14 protein-coding genes are annotated in these 15,672 nt (G+C 62.7%); 2 read left to right on the top strand and 12 right to left on the bottom strand.

Going from position 1 to position 15,672, the window contains the following annotated elements; translation table 11 throughout:
* Positions 1-34: 34 nt before the first annotated feature.
* Complete coding sequence (locus AB4Z25_RS19420; RefSeq protein WP_112537545.1) at positions 35-2,110, bottom strand: LysM peptidoglycan-binding domain-containing protein; 2,076 nt, start codon at positions 2,108-2,110, stop codon at positions 35-37.
* A 156-nt stretch (positions 2,111-2,266) separates the two neighbouring features.
* Here AB4Z25_RS19420 and AB4Z25_RS19415 point away from each other — a divergent pair, with 156 nt between their 5' ends.
* Positions 2,267-2,890, top strand: coding sequence for a TIGR00730 family Rossman fold protein (locus AB4Z25_RS19415; RefSeq protein ID WP_112390837.1), 624 nt, complete (start codon positions 2,267-2,269; stop codon positions 2,888-2,890).
* 15 nt (positions 2,891-2,905) lie between these two features.
* On the opposite strand, the gene rarD is transcribed toward AB4Z25_RS19415, so the two are convergent.
* The 7 genes from rarD to cysS form a co-directional block, all read right to left on the bottom strand.
* Positions 2,906-3,820: an EamA family transporter RarD gene (rarD, locus tag AB4Z25_RS19410; protein ID WP_112390838.1), complete on the bottom strand. Its 915-nt coding sequence runs from the start codon at positions 3,818-3,820 to the stop codon at positions 2,906-2,908.
* Between the two features lie 118 nt (positions 3,821-3,938).
* Entirely contained in the window at positions 3,939-5,555 is a 1,617-nt protein-coding gene (gene cimA / locus AB4Z25_RS19405; protein WP_112537544.1) for a citramalate synthase, read from the bottom strand.
* A 364-nt stretch (positions 5,556-5,919) separates the two neighbouring features.
* Positions 5,920-6,879: a prolyl aminopeptidase gene (gene pip / locus AB4Z25_RS19400; RefSeq protein ID WP_112537543.1), complete on the bottom strand. Its 960-nt coding sequence runs from the start codon at positions 6,877-6,879 to the stop codon at positions 5,920-5,922.
* Positions 6,876-7,352: a GFA family protein gene (locus AB4Z25_RS19395; RefSeq protein WP_112537542.1), complete on the bottom strand. Its 477-nt coding sequence runs from the start codon at positions 7,350-7,352 to the stop codon at positions 6,876-6,878. Before AB4Z25_RS19395 ends, pip begins: the two co-directional genes overlap by 4 nt.
* Positions 7,349-7,837, bottom strand: a complete 489-nt coding sequence (locus AB4Z25_RS19390) for a GFA family protein (RefSeq protein WP_112537541.1) — start codon at positions 7,835-7,837, stop codon at positions 7,349-7,351. The genes AB4Z25_RS19395 and AB4Z25_RS19390 overlap by 4 nt, the downstream gene beginning before the upstream one ends.
* On the bottom strand, positions 7,834-8,310 hold the full coding sequence (locus AB4Z25_RS19385; RefSeq protein WP_112537540.1) for a GFA family protein: 477 nt from the start codon (positions 8,308-8,310) through the stop codon (positions 7,834-7,836). The genes AB4Z25_RS19390 and AB4Z25_RS19385 overlap by 4 nt, the downstream gene beginning before the upstream one ends.
* Positions 8,311-8,515: 205 nt before the next feature.
* Positions 8,516-9,892, bottom strand: coding sequence for a cysteine--tRNA ligase (gene cysS / locus AB4Z25_RS19380; RefSeq protein WP_112537538.1), 1,377 nt, complete (start codon positions 9,890-9,892; stop codon positions 8,516-8,518).
* Between the two features lie 340 nt (positions 9,893-10,232).
* Here cysS and AB4Z25_RS19375 point away from each other — a divergent pair, with 340 nt between their 5' ends.
* Positions 10,233-10,967, top strand: a complete 735-nt coding sequence (locus AB4Z25_RS19375) for a GH25 family lysozyme (protein WP_112537537.1) — start codon at positions 10,233-10,235, stop codon at positions 10,965-10,967.
* Between the two features lies 1 nt (position 10,968).
* Here AB4Z25_RS19375 and AB4Z25_RS19370 read toward each other — a convergent pair whose 3' ends face one another.
* From AB4Z25_RS19370 to radA, 4 genes are all read right to left on the bottom strand, one after another.
* Entirely contained in the window at positions 10,969-11,709 is a 741-nt protein-coding gene (locus AB4Z25_RS19370; protein ID WP_112517085.1) for an SDR family NAD(P)-dependent oxidoreductase, read from the bottom strand.
* A gap of 78 nt (positions 11,710-11,787) precedes the next feature.
* Entirely contained in the window at positions 11,788-13,278 is a 1,491-nt protein-coding gene (gene purF, locus AB4Z25_RS19365; RefSeq protein WP_112537536.1) for an amidophosphoribosyltransferase, read from the bottom strand.
* A 173-nt stretch (positions 13,279-13,451) separates the two neighbouring features.
* A complete protein-coding gene (locus tag AB4Z25_RS19360; protein ID WP_112390848.1) occupies positions 13,452-14,081 on the bottom strand; it encodes a CvpA family protein in 630 nt (209 codons plus the stop codon).
* A gap of 94 nt (positions 14,082-14,175) precedes the next feature.
* Positions 14,176-15,579, bottom strand: coding sequence for a DNA repair protein RadA (gene radA / locus AB4Z25_RS19355; RefSeq protein ID WP_112537535.1), 1,404 nt, complete (start codon positions 15,577-15,579; stop codon positions 14,176-14,178).
* Between the last annotated feature and the right edge of the window lie 93 nt (positions 15,580-15,672).

Below are 15,672 nucleotides of genomic sequence, written 5' to 3'. Positions count from 1 at the left end.
GCCTTTATCAATAGTCGCAGATCTTTCGAACTGTTTAGAGGTGTTCGCCCGCCTTCAGCTTGCGGTGCAGCTCTTCCGAATTCGGCAGCGCGTCCTTGGGAACGCCGAAGATCTGGCCGGGCAGGATGCGATCGGGGTTTTTGATCTCATCCTCGTTGGCCATGTAGATCGTCGTGTAGCGCACGCCCGCGCCATAGACTCGGCGCGAGATCTGCCAAAGCGTATCGCCGCGGCGGATGATGACGGTGTTGTTGCTCGTCGTCAGCGGCGCCTGTTCGATCGTCTTCGGCTCACTGCTGTTGCCCGATGCCACTTCGTTGGTGGCGGGAACAGGTGCGGCGGCTGTCGCCGGAGCCGGTGCTGCGGGCGCGGCCGGAACGGTGGTCAGCGTATCGATCATCGCCGACAGCTTTTCGAGGGCTGCACCGACCGATTTCGCATCGCGGGGCAGGGCCTGCAGCGTTGACAAGGCGGATGCCGCCGACTGCGAGGCCTTTGCTGCCGTTTCCTTGAACGGCGCGCCGGCATCCACCGACGGACGGAACTCGGAGATCGAGCGCAGCGCGAATTCGGTTGCCGAGCGGGCGGCGGCGAGCTGTTCGGCTCCCGGCACCTTGGCATCGGCAAACAGACCCTTCAGCAGCGCGAACGCCTTGCCGGCATCCATGCGCAGCTTGGTCAGTTCACCCTCTTCGAGCGGCACCATCGACGGTGCGGTGGTCGCAGCACCCGTGGCAGGCGCCGTGGTCTGCGCAGCGACAGTCACCTGGTCGCCTTCCGGACGGTTGAAGTTGACGGCGGCGCGCACGAGAACCTTGCCCGAACCATCGACGACATCGACGCGGATCTTGTGGTCGCCGACTGCCAGATCCATGGCGCCGTCGATGACGAAGTGGCCGTCGCCACCGGCCTTCGCCTTGCCGATCAGCTTGTCGTCGGCATAGGCGAGCACGTTGGCATTGGCCTTGGCCGTGCCTGCAACGAAGATCTTGTTGCCTTCGATCTCGACCGCATTGACCATGACTTCAGCCGGTGTTGCCGGAACGGCCGGTGCCGTATTGGCGATATCGGTGGAAGCTGCGGGCAGGGCGGGTGTTGCACCGTTTGCTGCAGGCGTTGCCGCAGCGGTCTGCTGCTCGGCCTTCGGAGCGGTGATGATGCGGCTTGCTTCACCCGGCTTGGAAACCATGGCCAGCAGCTCGGCGCCGCTGCCATCCTTCGGCACGGAAACGGTCGCGACTTCTTCCGAGGTCTGAACCTTGCCGTCCTTGCCGGTGACCTTCAGCACCAGCTGGTGATCGCCGGGGCCGAGCGGATTGTCGAGCACGGCTGCGAAGTCGCCGGAAGGGCCGACATCGGTCGTGGTGACCACCTTGTCGCCATCGACGACTTCAAGCTTGCCGTTCGGCTCAGCGGAGCCGGCGATAACGGTCGAACCATCCGGCTCGACTCGCAGAACGTCGAAGGCGGGAACCTTCGGGCCGGCATTGGCCTGATCGGTGGCGGCAGGGGCCGCGGTTGCCGGAGCATTCGCGTCGGCTGCAGGCTGCTGGGCGGTAGCGTCGGCCGCGGGCTGTGTTGCGGCAGGCTGGGCCGCCGGAGCGCCCGTCAGTTCGGCTTCGGCCTTGAGGAGGGCGGCGAGCGCGTCTGCAGCATTTTCAGGCAGCGCCTGGATCGTCGCCAGTGCCTTCGCAGCGCCGTCCTTGGCCTTGGTGATGACGGCAGAGGTTGCCAGGTCGATACCCTCAGGAGCGGCGAAATCGGCAATCGCCTGCAGCGCGCCGGTCGCCTTGGTCTTGGCGGCTGTGAGCGCATCGGCAGCCGGGGTCTTGCCGTCGGCGAATAGCGCCTTAAGTTCCGTGAGAGACTGTCCGGCGTCGGCCGTCAGGCGGCCGACCTTTCCGGTGGTTTCAGCAGCGTCGGCAACGGCGTTACGGGCCGTCTTGCCGGCTTCTTCGACCGTATTCTTGACTTCGGAGCCAGCCTGATTGATCGCATCACCAACTTTTGACGCGTCTCCGCCGATCCGGGGCATCACCACGAAGACCATCAAAAGGATTGCAATTGCAAGCACTGCGAGGGCCAGCAAGCCGGCGCGGTTTCTCATCATTCATTCTCCCCAGGCGGCAAATGTGCCGTAGTAATCAGAAATTGCTAGCGATTCCCTGTGCTTTTCACAAGCATCCAAGCCCGTCACCTACGCTTAAGACGTAGGTTTTGCCTCATTTTTCTTGACTGCTCAGCCCCGGAATAGTTGTTTGGCCCAATGACCGATCAATCACACTCGATAAAATCCATCTGCGTCTATTGCGGCTCCAGGCCGGGACGCGACGCTGCATACATGACTGCCGGACGCACGCTCGGCAAGGAAATTGCCGAATATGGGTTAAGGCTCATCTACGGCGGCGGCACCAAAGGCATCATGGGGGCGGTTGCCAGCGGGGTGCTTTCGGCGGGCGGTCAGGTGACGGGGATCATCCCGGAATTCCTGATCGACATGGAAGCGACGCGCCATTCTCTCGGCCAGCTCAACGAACTGATTGTAACGCCTGACATGCATGCGCGCAAACACATGATGTTTGAGCGCTCCGATGCGTTCGTGGCGCTTCCGGGCGGTATTGGCACGCTGGAGGAGATCGTCGAGATCATGACCTGGGCGCAGCTCGCCCGTCATGAAAAGCCGATGGTTTTCGCCAATATCAACGGCTTCTGGGATCCGATGATGGAGCTCCTGAAGCATATGACTGACGAGGGCTTCATCCACACGGCCCATCGCGTCCAGCCGCTCGTCATCGACAATATCGCCGATATCGTTCCGGCGATCATGGCGCAGGCCGCCGAAATCGCCGCCGATCGTGGCGGCGAGGACGAGGTTCTTTCGAAAATGTGATGGTAAGCGGGCGCCTCAGCGCCCGCGCGTCGCATTCAGCATCGACACTGTGTAGAGCACCAAGCCCGCCCAGATCAGCGGGAAGGCGATCATCCGCGCCGTGCCGAGCGGCTCGTGGAAGGCGAAGATGGCGATCAGGAAGATCATCGTTGGGGCGATATACTGCATGATGCCAATGGTGGAGAGCTTCAGCAGCTTGGCGCCATTGGCATAGATCATCAGCGGTGCGGCAGTGATAAGGCCGCAGCCGAGCAGAAGGGCGGTATCGCTCCAGCCGGTCTCGATGAAATGGCCTTCGCCGGTCACGAGCTCTAGGTAGAGGATATAGAGGATCGCGGGGACGCTGAGGATCAGCACTTCGAGCAGAAAGCCCTGGTTCGGGCCGAGCGGCAGCGTCTTGCGGAAGAAGGCGTAAAAGGCCCAGCTGAAGGCGAGCGTCAGCGCGATCCACGGCAGACCGCCGCCATCGAAGGCGAGCACGACGACGGCAATGGCAGCAAGGCCGATCGCCGCGATCTGCAGCGGCCGCAGCTTTTCCTTCAACAGAACCGAGCCCATGAAGATGCTGATCAGCGGATTGATGAAATAGCCCATCGCCGCATCCAGCGAATGCCCGGCGCCGATCGCCCAGACATAGGTGCCCCAGTTGACGGTGATGAGAGCGGCGGTCAGCGTCGCCATGGCGATCAATCGCGGGGAGCGCAGCGCATCACGGATTTCCTGCGTGCGCCCGAGCACAAGAAGCACGAGGCCTGCGATCGGAACCGACCAGAGAACACGATGCGCGATGACTTCGGCCGGCGAAATATGCGCCAGCGCCTTCATGTAGATCGGCAGCAGCCCCCACAGCAGATAGGCAGTCAGCGCGAAGGCAAAGCCGCGTGGGCTGTCTTCGTTCTTAATGATCGGCGCGGTCGCATCGACGGACATGGGGGCGTTTCCATAATTTATCGTTATGGAACCCGCTCTAACCTAACCGCCATGAATAGGCCAATTCATTTCCGTGAATGGATGTGAAGGAGTTTTGATTTGCCAGAAACCAAAACTCTCACTCCGCCGCGATCTTGCCTGCCAGCTGCCGGTTCTTCATCAGCTTGTAAATGACCGAGTCCATCAGCGCCTGGAACGAGGCGTCGATGATGTTCTCGGACACCCCGACCGTCCACCAGCGCACGCCGCTGGAATCGATGGATTCGATCAGCACGCGGGTGATCGCCTCGGTGCCGCCATTCAGGATACGCACCTTGAAGTCGGCGAGCACGAGGTCGTCGATCTCATGCTGGTACTTGCCGAAATCCTTGCGCAGCGCGAGGTCGAGTGCGTTGACTGGGCCTTCGGCTTCCGCGACCGACATCAGCGTCTGGCCGTCGATGGTGATCTTCACCACCGCTTCGGAGACGATCTTGACGCGGCCGAGGCTGTCGAAGCGGCGCTCGATCATCACCCGGAAACCATCGATGCCGAAGAATTCCGGGATGGTGCCGAGCGTGCGGCGGGCCAGCAGCTCGAAGCTGGCGTCGGCGCCCTCATAGGCATAGCCGGAAGCCTCGCGCTCCTTGACGATGGAGATCAGCAGGTCGAGCTTCGGATCATCCTTGCCGACCTCGATGCCGCGGCGCTTGAGGGCGTTTATGAAATTCGCCTTGCCGCCCTGGTCGGAGACCATGATCTTGCGGAAATTGCCCACACTTTCCGGCTTCACATGCTCGTAGGTGCGGGGATCCTTGAGCAGCGCCGAGGCATGAATGCCGGCCTTGGTGGCGAAGGCTGACGCGCCGACATAGGGCATCTGGTGATCGGGCGAGCGGTTCAAGAGCTCGTCGAAGGCATGCGACAGGCGGGTGAGACCGAGCAGCCGCTCTTCGTCGATGGCCGTTTCGAAGCGCGTCGCATAGGTGTCCTTCAGCGCCAGCGTCGGGATCAGCGTCACCAGATTGGCGTTGCCGCAGCGCTCGCCGATGCCGTTCAGCGTGCCCTGGATCTGTCGCACGCCCGCTTCGACCGCGGCCAGCGAATTGGCGACCGCCTGGCCGGTGTCATTATGGGCATGGATACCGAGACAGTCGCCGGGAACGCCGGCTGAAATCAGCGCCTCGACGATCGCCCGGATCTCCGGCGGCTGCGTTCCGCCATTGGTGTCGCAGAGCACCACCCAGCGCGCGCCGGCCTCGTAGGCGGCCTTGGCGCAGGCGATGGCATATTCCGGATTGGCCTTGTAGCCATCGAAGAAATGCTCGCAATCGACCATCGCCTCCTTGCCGGCTGCAACCGCCGCCTTGACGCTTTCGGCGATCGATTCCAGATTTTCCTCGTTGGTACAGCCGAGCGCCACCTTCACATGGTAGTCCCAGCTCTTGGCGACGAAACAGATCGCGTCGCTCTTCGCCTGCAGCAGGGTGGCGAGGCCCGGATCGTTGGAGGTCGAGATGCCCGGCCGCTTGGTCATGCCGAAGGCGACGAAACGGGCGTCCTTGGTGCGCTTCTCGCTGAAAAAGGCCGTGTCGGTCGGATTGGCGCCGGGATAGCCGCCCTCGACATAATCGAGGCCGAATTCATCGAGCATCGCCGCGATCGCAATCTTGTCCTCGACCGAAAAGTCGATCCCGGGGGTCTGCTGTCCGTCCCGGAGCGTCGTGTCGAAGAGGTAGATGCGTTCTCTGCTCATTGTCGTTCCTCCCGGCTGAGCGGGTGTTGAGTGTCTGTCACCCGCCCTCGTGGTTCGAGACGGCCCTTGCGGGCCTCCCTCACCATGAGGGCTGGTCGTTGTGCCATCTGGCACGCATGTCTCTCAGGCAGCGATTGTGCCTTGGTCGTCTTCACGCTCACCGGCCTCGTGGTTCGAGACGGCCCCTTGGGGCCTCCTCACCATGAGGGTTGATCGTTGTGCCCTCGGGCTCTCGATCCACGGCGGCGCGAACCTCCGTCCTCATCCTGAGAAGCTTAAGGTCCTCGAAATGAGGCGCCCGGCAGGCTGCCTCCATCCTCATCCTGAGGTGCCCGAAGGGCCTCGAAGGACGAGGATGGCCACCTCAGGCCTTCCCCGCAAACCTGTCCGTCGCCCGGATCAGCTGATCGAGTATCCCCGGCTCCGAAAATGCATGTCCCGCACCCTCGACCAGATGAAACTCCGCCTTCGGCCAGGCCTTGTGCAGCTGCCAGGCATATTTGGCCGGGCAGGGCATGTCGTAACGGCCGTGGACGATGACGCCGGGAATTTCCTTCAGCTTGTGCGCATCGCGCAGCAGCTGCCCTTCGTCCATCCAGCCGGCATTGACGAAGAAATGATTCTCGATGCGGGCAAAGGCATAGGCGAACTCGGCCTCCTCGAACTTGCCGCTGGTCGATTTCTCCGGCAGCAGGGTGATCGTCTCGCCCTCCCAGATGCTCCAGGCATGCGCGGCCTCAAGCGCCACCGCCCGGTCCGAACCGGTGAGGCGGCGGTGATAGGCCTGCATCATCTCGTGGCGCTCGTCCAGCGGGATGGGGGCGATGAAGCGCTCCCACTTGTCCGGAAACATCTCGGAGACACCGAACTGATAGTACCAGTCGAGCTCGGCCTTGGTCAGCGTGTAGATGCCGCGCACGATCAGTTCCGAAACGTGTTCCGGGTGCTTTTCGGCATAGGCAAGCGCCAGCGTCGAGCCCCAGGAGCCGCCGAAGACCTGCCATTTGTCGACGCCTGCCATCTCGCGCAGCCGTTCGATATCGGCAACGAGATCCCAGGTGGTGTTGGCCTCGAGGTTCGCATGCGGGGTGGACTTGCCGCAGCCGCGCTGGTCGAACAGCATCACATCGTAGAGCTTGGGATCGAAGAGGCGGCGATGAACCGGCGAGAAGCCGCCGCCCGGGCCGCCATGCAGGAACACCGCCGGCTTGGCGCCCGGCGTGCCCGAGCGCTCCCAGTAGATCCTGTGGCCGTCACCGACATCGAGATGGCCTGACGCATAGGCCTCGATTTCAGGATAGAGCGTCCGCAACACTTCGGTCATGCCTTGAAGCCTTTCGCCGGCCAGTTTTCGGTATCGTGATCGGGATGCTGGAAGGAGATGATCGCCTCCTGGCGCGCGTAGAAATCCGGATCCGTGTGAACCGGCGCATCGAAGATCTTCTCGATCCAGGGAAGCCGGGCGTCATGGTTGACCTGCACCTGCGGCTGCAGGTCGTCCCGTTCGTCGAAACTGCCGATCGCCAGTTCCAGGCCGCCCGGATGCCGGTAGGTCATCGGCGTGCCGCAATCGCTGCAGAAGCCGCGCTCGATATTGATCGACGACTGGAAATAGCTGATCTCGCCGCGCGTCCATTCCATCCCGTCCTCGGGCGCCGTCACCAGCGCCGAGAAGAAGCCGCCGAACTGCTTCTGGCACATGCGGCAATGGCAGATGGAGGGGCGGCCGAGCTTGCCGGAGATGCGGAAACGGATCGCGCCGCACTGGCAGCCGCCTGTTCGAATGGGGTCACTCATCTTGATTCTCCAGGGGGCCAATGATCGGTGTCGTGGTCGGGATGCTGGTGATTGCTCGATGCGATCGCGTCTTCGCGCTCACTGCTTTCGGGTTCCGGCTCGACGGGCAAGGCGTCAAGCTCATGCGACCAGCGCATCTTGCTCGCCATGTTCGATTGCGCGACCGGCTTGACGGATTGCGGCTCGTCGAGCGAGCCGAGGGTGATGTTGATGAACTCTGCGCCCGGAACATCGTAGAACAACGGCGTACCGCACTCGCCGCAAAAGCCGCGGCGCACGAGATCGGATGAATGAAACCATTTCGGTTCACCGCGCGTGATGTCGAAATCAGAACGCATGACACCGGCGAGCGGCAGCGAATAGTTTCCGGCTGCCTTCTGGCACATGCGGCAATGGCAGACATGCGGATAGCCGAGCTCGCCGGTAGTGCGGTAGCGCACCGCGCCGCACTGGCAGCCACCGCTCTTGTCCCGCGTTCCATTCACGACCTGTCCTCCGGCGGCCACACGGAGGTGTCGTGATCCGGGTGCTGGTAGGAGACGATCTCGTTGATGAACTCCGCCGCCTCGAGATCGTCTTCGGTGCGGATGCCGGGCAGGTCATGCAGTCGGTCGACAAAGGTAAGCCTGGCTTCGATGCCGTATTGAATCGTCGGCGGCAGCGCGGCCGGATCGTCGAAGGTACCGGCCGCAATCGCCAGACCGTCCGGCGCCTCATAGGTCAGCGGCGTACCGCAATCGGAGCAGAAACCGCGCCAGGCGAAGTTGGAAGACTTGAAGCGCTTGCGCTCCCCGCGTGTCCAAGTCAGATCGGCGCCCCGGACCGAGACCAGCGGCGCATAATAGCCGCCCGACGCCTTCTGGCACATGCGGCAATGACAGATCGACGAATGCGTCAGCTCGCCCTCGACCCGGAAGCGAACGGCACCGCACTGGCATCCACCGGTGTAGACTGTCATTGCATCGTCCTCCGCGATCCCGGGTCCTGAAAAAAGCCCCCTCCCAACCCTCCCCACAAGGGGGAGGGCTTACTTGTGGCACCGCTTGCAGACATCGTCATTGCATCGGCGCAATTTGAGAGGTGACAACCAGGCGAGGCGGCCGCTAAGCCCCTCCCTCTTGTGGGGAGGGGTTGGGGAGGGGACTTGGCAAAGACCAATGATCTCACCGCTTCAGCTCCCAAGTCGTCACACGTTCGCCGGTTGCCGCATCCTTGCCGTCTTTCAGCTGCACGCCCTCGGCCAGCAGTTCGTCACGCAGCTTGTCCGCCTCGGCAAAATTCTTCGCCTTCAACAGCTCAAGCCGCGCCGCGACACGCCGGTCGATATCGAGGGCGACGGCCTCGTCCACCTCGGTCTTCTCCGGCAAAACGCCGAGCAACGCCGCACTGGCCGCAAACACCGAGGGATCGCCGCCCTGTGCCAGTGCATGCAGCGCCTGCACGGCGGCCACCGTGTTCAGGTCATCCGCAAGCGCCGCCAGCACCGCCGCATCCGGCTCGGCATTGCCGACATCAACCGCCGGCCACTTTGCCAGCAGCCGCTCCGCTTCCTCCAGCCGCTTGATCGAGAAATCGATCGGCTCGCGGTAATGCGTCATCAGCATTGCCAGTCGCAGCACTTCGCCCGGCCATTTACGGCCGCCGAATTTTTCGGTGTGCAGCAGCTCGTAGATGGTGACGAAATTGCCTTCGGATTTCGACATCTTGCGGCCTTCGACCTGCAGGAAGCCGTTATGCATCCAGACATTCGCCATCACCTCGGTGCCGTGGGCGCAGCGCGACTGGGCGATCTCGTTTTCATGGTGCGGGAAGATCAGGTCGAGCCCGCCACCGTGAATGTCGAAGACCTCGCCGACATAGCGCTGGCTCATCGCTGAGCACTCGATATGCCAGCCCGGACGGCCGCGGCCCCAGGGGCTCTCCCAGCCGGGTTCGTTATGCGACGAAAGCTTCCAGAGCACGAAGTCACCGGGGTTCTTCTTGTGGGCATCGACGGCGATGCGCGCGCCCGCCTGCTGTTCGTCGAGATTGCGCTTCGACAGCTGGCCGTAATCGCGCATCGAGCGGGTGTCGAACAGCACTTCGCCCTCGGCCTGATAGGCGTGGCCATTGGCCAGCAGCTTTTCGATGATCTCGATCATCCCACCGATATTCTCGGTCGCCCGCGGCTGATGCGTCGGCTCAAGGCAGCCGAGCGATCTGGCGTCGTCGAGAAACTGCGTCTCGGTCTTCTCGGTGACGCGGCGGATCGCCTCGTTCAGGGGCAGGCCGGGATAATCGCGCAAAGCGCGGGCGTTGATCTTGTCATCGACGTCGGTGATGTTGCGCGCATAGACGACCTTTTCGGTGCCATAGACATGCCGCAGCAGCCGGAACAGCACGTCGAAGACGATGACCGGGCGGGCATTGCCGATATGGGCGAAATCATAGACGGTCGGGCCGCAGACATACATGCGGACATTGTCGCGATCGATCGGTTCGAAATCCGTCTTTTCGCGCGTCAGCGTGTTGTACAGTCGAAGTTCAGCCTGACCGGCCATGTCTTGTTCTCCCAATGCAATGTTCCGAAAAATGCCACCACCGGCGGGCCGGGGCGTTTATCTCTTTGCGTATTTGGGAGACGAAAACGGCCAGGCCAGCGAGCGCGCTAGCGAATAATCTTCCGGCAGTTAATGCAGATAACCGTTTTCATGGCGCGTTTTATGGCGCGGGAACGGTGATTGGTCAAGTGGGGGTGAGGCCCGGTTCGGCAAAGCCGCAGCGATCGATCCCGTGAATCGATCGTAGGGCCGAACGCCCGAAGCGCCAAGCGAAGGGCCGGGCATCAATGCGTGCCATTTCCATGCTATCACCGCAACTGAAACAGATGAGATCAATCACGTGCGCCGCGTCTTCCGCCTGCTCATCACCGCCATCATCCTGACGGTTGTCGCCGCCGGCGCCTATCTGGCATACGATCGGGCCATGACGCCATTCTCGCCGCCATCACTCGCCGACTATCCAATCCAGGGCATCGATATCAGCCACCATCAGGGCGACATCGACTGGGCACGCCTCAAGGGCCAGCCCAACATCCGCTTCGTCATCATGAAGGCAACGGAGGGCGGCGATCATCGCGACCGGAAATTCGCGGCGAATTGGCAGGCAGCCAGGGACGCCGGCATCATCCGCGGCGCCTACCACTTCTTCACCTTCTGCCGCCCGGGCGCAGAGCAGGCGGATAACGTGCTCGCCACCATCCCCGCCGATGCTGATGCCCTGCCGCTGGCGCTCGACCTCGAATTCACCGGCAATTGCGGCAAGGTGCCGACGCTGGACGAACTCAGCGCCGAGCTATCAGCCTTCTACACGCGCCTCGGCAGCCGCTATCCCGGCCGGCCATTGTTCTACATGAACGAGAGTTTCTTCGAGCAATATTTCGCCGGCAACGAAAGCCGCTTCCCGCCGCACGACCTCTGGATCCGCAGCATCGCGCACCGGCCGAATTGCAGCCGCTGGTCGCTCTGGCAATTCGCCGACGATGGGAAGGTGGAAGGCATCAAGGGCGCGGTCGATCTCAACGCGCTATGCCCGGAGAGCGGGTTGGCGCCGTATTTTTCCAGGCCGTGGAGCTAGCTCACGACGGTAGGTGGTAATCGACCAGCTTGTTTTCGCGGACGATGAAGAGCTTGCCCGTTTCGGTGACATCGGGGCCGGTGAGCGGCAGGATGGCCTTGGCGACTTCCGACGGATGCGGCAGGCTTGCCGGGTCTTCGCCGGGAACGGCCTGGGCGCGCATGGCGGTGCGGGTGGCGCCCGGATCGACGCTGGTGATGCGCAGCGGCGTCGACTGGCTTTCACCGGCCCAAGTGCGGGCCAGCGCCTCGACGGCGGCCTTGGAGGCGGAGTAGGGCCCCCAGAACGGGCGACACTTGTGGGCGGCGGCCGAGGACAGGATCACGGCGCGGCCGGCTTCGGCGCGGGTGAGCAGGGGATCGACGGAACGGATCAGCCGCCAAGTCGCGTTGACATTGATATTCATCACCTTCTCGAAAGTCTTCGCCTCGACATGGCCGATCGGCGAGATGACGCCGAGCACGCCGGCATTGGCGACGAGAATGTCGAGCTTGCCCCAGCGCTCGAAGATCGAGCCGCCGAGACGGTCGATGGCGTCCATGTCGGCAAGATCGAACGGCACCAGCGTGGCGCTGCCGCCCGCGGCCTTGATCGCATCGTCGAGATCCTCGAGGCCGCCGACAGTGCGGGCGCAGGCAATCACATGCGCGCCGGCCTTGGCGAGTTCGAGCGCGGTGAAGTAGCCGATGCCGCGCGAAGCGCCGGTCACGAGTGCGATCTTGCCTTCAAGGTTGATAGTCATTGTGCCCCGGTCTCTGCGTCACAGGAAAAACAAAGGGCGCAATAAGCGCCCCTCGATAAAATGTCAAAGCCGATACGGTCAGCCGTTGGTCGCCAGTAGCGAGACCTTGCGGCCTACAGTCTCGCCATCCTTGTCGAGCAGGCGGGTCGGGTAGTCGCCGGTGAAATAGTGGTCGGTGAACTGCGGGCGGGCGTTGTTGCGGTCTTCTCCGCCGACGGCACGGTAGAGGCCGTTGATCGACAAGAATTCAAGCGAGTCGGCGCCGATATATTTGCACATCGCTTCCAGGCTCTCGTACTGGTTGGCGAGCAGCTTGTCGCGATCCGGCGTATCGATGCCATAGAAGTCGGGGTAGTAAATCATCGGGCTGGCGACGCGCAGATGCACTTCCTTGGCGCCGGCATCGCGGATCATCTGCACGATCTTCAGCGATGTCGTGCCACGCACGACCGAGTCGTCGACGAGCACGACGCGCTTGCCTTCGATCATCGCCCGGTTGGCGGAATGCTTCAGCTTCACGCCGAAGGCGCGGATTTGCTGCGTCGGCTCGATGAAGGTGCGGCCGACATAATGGTTGCGGATGATGCCGTATTCGAAGGGAATACCGCTCTCCTGCGCATAGCCGAGTGCCGCCGGCGTGCCGCCGTCGGGAACGGGAACGACGACGTCGGCTTCGACGGGCGCTTCCTTGGCGAGGTTGATGCCCATGTTCTTGCGGGCAACATAGACGCTGCGGCCGCTGACGACCGAATCCGGACGGGCGAAATAGACATATTCGAACAGGCAGAGGCGCTCCGGCTGACCGTTGCCGGCCTTGCGGGCGTCGATGGTGATCGAGCCATCCGGCTGGATCTCACAGATGATGACTTCGCCATTCTCGACGTCGCGGATGAACTTTGCGCCGATGATGTCAAGCGCACAGGTTTCGGACGCGAAGATCGGCTTGCCGTCGAGTTCGCCCATCACCAGCGGGCGGATGCCGGTGGGGTCGCGGGCGGCGATCAGCTTGGTGCGGGTGATCGCCAACATCGAATAGCCGCCTTCCATCTGGCGGATGGCGTCGATGAAGCGGTCGGCAGTCGAGGTGTAGCGCGAGCGGGCGATGAGGTGGAGAACGACTTCGGTATCGGACGTCGCCTGGAAAATGGCGCCACCGGCGATCAGCTGGCGGCGAAGGGTCAGGCCGTTGGTGAAGTTGCCGTTATGGGCAATAGCGATGCCGCCGACTTCGAGTTCGGCAAACAGCGGCTGCACGTTGCGCAGCGCCACTTCGCCCGTGGTCGAATAGCGGTTGTGACCGATCGAGATGTTGCCGGGCAGGCGGGCCAGCGTTGTCGGATTGGTGTAGTGGTCGCCGACCAGACCCATATGCCGTTCCGAATGGAAGCGCAGTCCGTCGAAGGAGACGATACCGGCGGCTTCCTGTCCGCGGTGCTGGAGGGCGTGAAGCCCGAGCGCCGTCAGCGTTGCCGCATCGGGATGGCCGAGAATACCGAAGACGCCGCACTCTTCGTGGAGCGTATCCCCGTCGAGTTCGTCATTGAGCGTCAGGGAATAGGACTGGTTCATCGATGCGGGCCTTTGCTCTCACAAGAATGGATCGGCTTTTCCATAGCATGACGCCGTGATCATGCGTTTTAAACGGCTGAGGCCCGGCAGAGCGGTTGCCCGGCCGGACCTTTACTGTACGTCCCGCTCAAATGGCAATTGCCGTTGCGCAGGTCAAGCTGTTGAACACTGTGTCAATTCGACTGCGGTTGCGCAGGGGCTGCGGGTGCGGCCGGTGCTGCATCGTCCGCCGGCGCCTGATCGGCGGCCGGTGCATTGGCGTTGCCCGTATTTTCGCTCGGCGGAAGAACCTTGTCCATCACGCTCGTGCGCACCATTTGGGCGAATTCTTCCGGCAGGACCGATTGCAGCTTCACGACCATCGAGTCGAGGAACGGCTTTGACTTGGCGTTGTTGACCCAGCCCGGACGGTGATCGGCATCGACAAGCCAGTTCCAGAAGGCGACGGCAACGACGAGCAGCAGTATGCCGCGTGCAGCACCGAAGAGGAAGCCCAAAGTACGGTCAAGCGCGCCGATACGGCTGTCGATGATGAAATCGGCAATCTTCATGGTGATGAAGGAGATGACGATCAGCGCGATCAGGAACACGACCGCGGCAGAGCCGACGATCGCGATGCGGTCGTCATCGGTGTACTTCTTCGCGTAGGGCACCAGGTAGTGGTAGAGGTAGTAGGCTGCGGCAGCCGAGCCACCCCAGCTTGCGATCGACAGGACCTCACGGGAAAAACCGCGGACCATCGCCAATACGGCGGAGAAGAGTACGACGCCGATGACAATACCGTCGAAAATCGTAATGGGCATATAAATTCAACTCCAGGGCCCTTACGTTTCCGCAAGCGGGCCGCGCCTCATTCGTGTGCATCCTATATCACTACCGTTTGCGGCAATGAAAGGATCAACCGTCGTCTTCCACACGTCGTAGCGCACCCTTCGATCCGGCGATGCGCGCGACCAGGTCCGGCAGGCTCTCTATCTCGTTCCAGCGTCCGCCCGTGCCCTTCGGCAGATCGGCGGTCGCTGTTGGAAGCAGCGCTGCAGAAAATCCCAGCTTCTCGGCTTCTTTGAGGCGCTGGGCGGTGTGCGCAACCGGTCGGACGGCCCCCGACAGACTGACTTCGCCGAAATAGACGCAATCGGCCGGGAGAGCAATACCGGCAAGCGAGGAAACAAGGGCCGATGCGACTGCCAGATCGGCTGCCGGCTCGGAGATCCGGTAGCCGCCGGCGATGTTCAGATAGACGTCGTGCTGGCCGAGCTTCACGCCGCAATGGGCTTCGAGCACCGCAAGGATCATCGAAAGCCTGGCCGAGTCCCATCCGACGATGGCGCGGCGCGGCGTGCCGAGCGAGGTAGGCGCCACCAGCGCCTGCACCTCGACGAGGATCGGCCGCGTGCCTTCCATGCCGGCAAACACCGCCGCCCCCGGCGATTTTTCGTTGCGTTCGCCGAGGAACAGCTCTGAAGGGTTGGCAACTTCGCGCAGGCCCTTGTCGGACATTTCGAAGACGCCGATCTCGTCGGTCGGTCCGAAGCGGTTCTTGACCGTGCGCAGGATGCGGTAGTGATGGCCGCGATCGCCCTCGAAATAGAGGACGGCATCGACCATGTGTTCGACGACGCGCGGTCCGGCGATCTGGCCGTCCTTGGTGACATGGCCGACGAGCACCATAGCGGCACCCGTCTGCTTGGCGAAACGGATCATCGCTTGAACGCCGGTTCTGACCTGGGTGACGGTGCCCGGTGCCGATTCCGCCAGGTCGCTCCAGAGCGTCTGGATGGAATCGATGATCACCAGATCGGGGCGCTTGCCCTCGGCAAGCGTCGCGAGGATGTCCTCGACATTGGTTTCGGCAGCCAGCATCACGGCGGTATCGGCCGCGTTCAGCCGCTGGGCGCGCAGGCGCACCTGGGCGACGGCTTCTTCGCCCGAGACATAGATGATCTTGTGTCCACGGCGCGACAATGCCGCCGCCGCCTGCATCAGCAGCGTCGACTTGCCGATACCGGGATCGCCGCCGACGAGCACCGCCGAGCCACGCACGAAGCCGCCGCCGAGCGCCCGGTCGAGTTCGGAGATGCCGGTATGGATGCGCGGCGCTTCCTCGATCTCGCCCGAAAGCGCGGTGAGGGTAACGGGACGCCCCTTCTTCGGCGTTTTGGCCGGTCCGCCGCCGATGCCGCCCATCGGATCTTCCTCGACGATGGTATTCCACTCGCCGCAGCCTTCGCACTTTCCGGCCCAGCGGTTGTGGACCGTGCCGCAGTTCTGGCAGGTGAATTGAGTTCTGGCCTTCGCCATCAGCTTGGACTTTCAATTCTGGAGTTGGCGCCGCCATCCGGTCGCGGATGATTCGCTCTTTCATCCATATGTCGGTCCGTTCGGCGCCCGACG

Origin of the sequence: Rhizobium sp. RAF36, from assembly GCF_052114105.1 — a bacterium.
GTDB lineage: Bacteria > Pseudomonadota > Alphaproteobacteria > Rhizobiales > Rhizobiaceae > Rhizobium.
Note: the sequence above shows the minus strand (reverse complement) of the source record. Positions and strands in the feature narration are given on the sequence as shown.

What these genes read in the sequence shown, in the direction of transcription:
- radA (WP_112537535.1), bottom strand. Translation starts at nt 15,579, where the DNA reads ATGGCGAAGGCCAGAACTCAATTCACCTGCCAGAACTGCGGCACGGTC.
- rarD (WP_112390838.1), bottom strand. Translation starts at nt 3,820, where the DNA reads ATGTCCGTCGATGCGACCGCGCCGATCATTAAGAACGAAGACAGCCCA.
- AB4Z25_RS19420 (WP_112537545.1), bottom strand. Translation starts at nt 2,110, where the DNA reads ATGATGAGAAACCGCGCCGGCTTGCTGGCCCTCGCAGTGCTTGCAATT.
- cysS (WP_112537538.1), bottom strand. Translation starts at nt 9,892, where the DNA reads ATGGCCGGTCAGGCTGAACTTCGACTGTACAACACGCTGACGCGCGAA.
- AB4Z25_RS19360 (WP_112390848.1), bottom strand. Translation starts at nt 14,081, where the DNA reads ATGCCCATTACGATTTTCGACGGTATTGTCATCGGCGTCGTACTCTTC.
- AB4Z25_RS19370 (WP_112517085.1), bottom strand. Translation starts at nt 11,709, where the DNA reads ATGACTATCAACCTTGAAGGCAAGATCGCACTCGTGACCGGCGCTTCG.
- AB4Z25_RS19395 (WP_112537542.1), bottom strand. Translation starts at nt 7,352, where the DNA reads ATGAGTGACCCCATTCGAACAGGCGGCTGCCAGTGCGGCGCGATCCGT.
- purF (WP_112537536.1), bottom strand. Translation starts at nt 13,278, where the DNA reads ATGAACCAGTCCTATTCCCTGACGCTCAATGACGAACTCGACGGGGAT.
- pip (WP_112537543.1), bottom strand. Translation starts at nt 6,879, where the DNA reads ATGACCGAAGTGTTGCGGACGCTCTATCCTGAAATCGAGGCCTATGCG.
- AB4Z25_RS19385 (WP_112537540.1), bottom strand. Translation starts at nt 8,310, where the DNA reads ATGACAGTCTACACCGGTGGATGCCAGTGCGGTGCCGTTCGCTTCCGG.
- cimA (WP_112537544.1), bottom strand. Translation starts at nt 5,555, where the DNA reads ATGAGCAGAGAACGCATCTACCTCTTCGACACGACGCTCCGGGACGGA.
- AB4Z25_RS19415 (WP_112390837.1), top strand. Translation starts at nt 2,267, where the DNA reads ATGACCGATCAATCACACTCGATAAAATCCATCTGCGTCTATTGCGGC.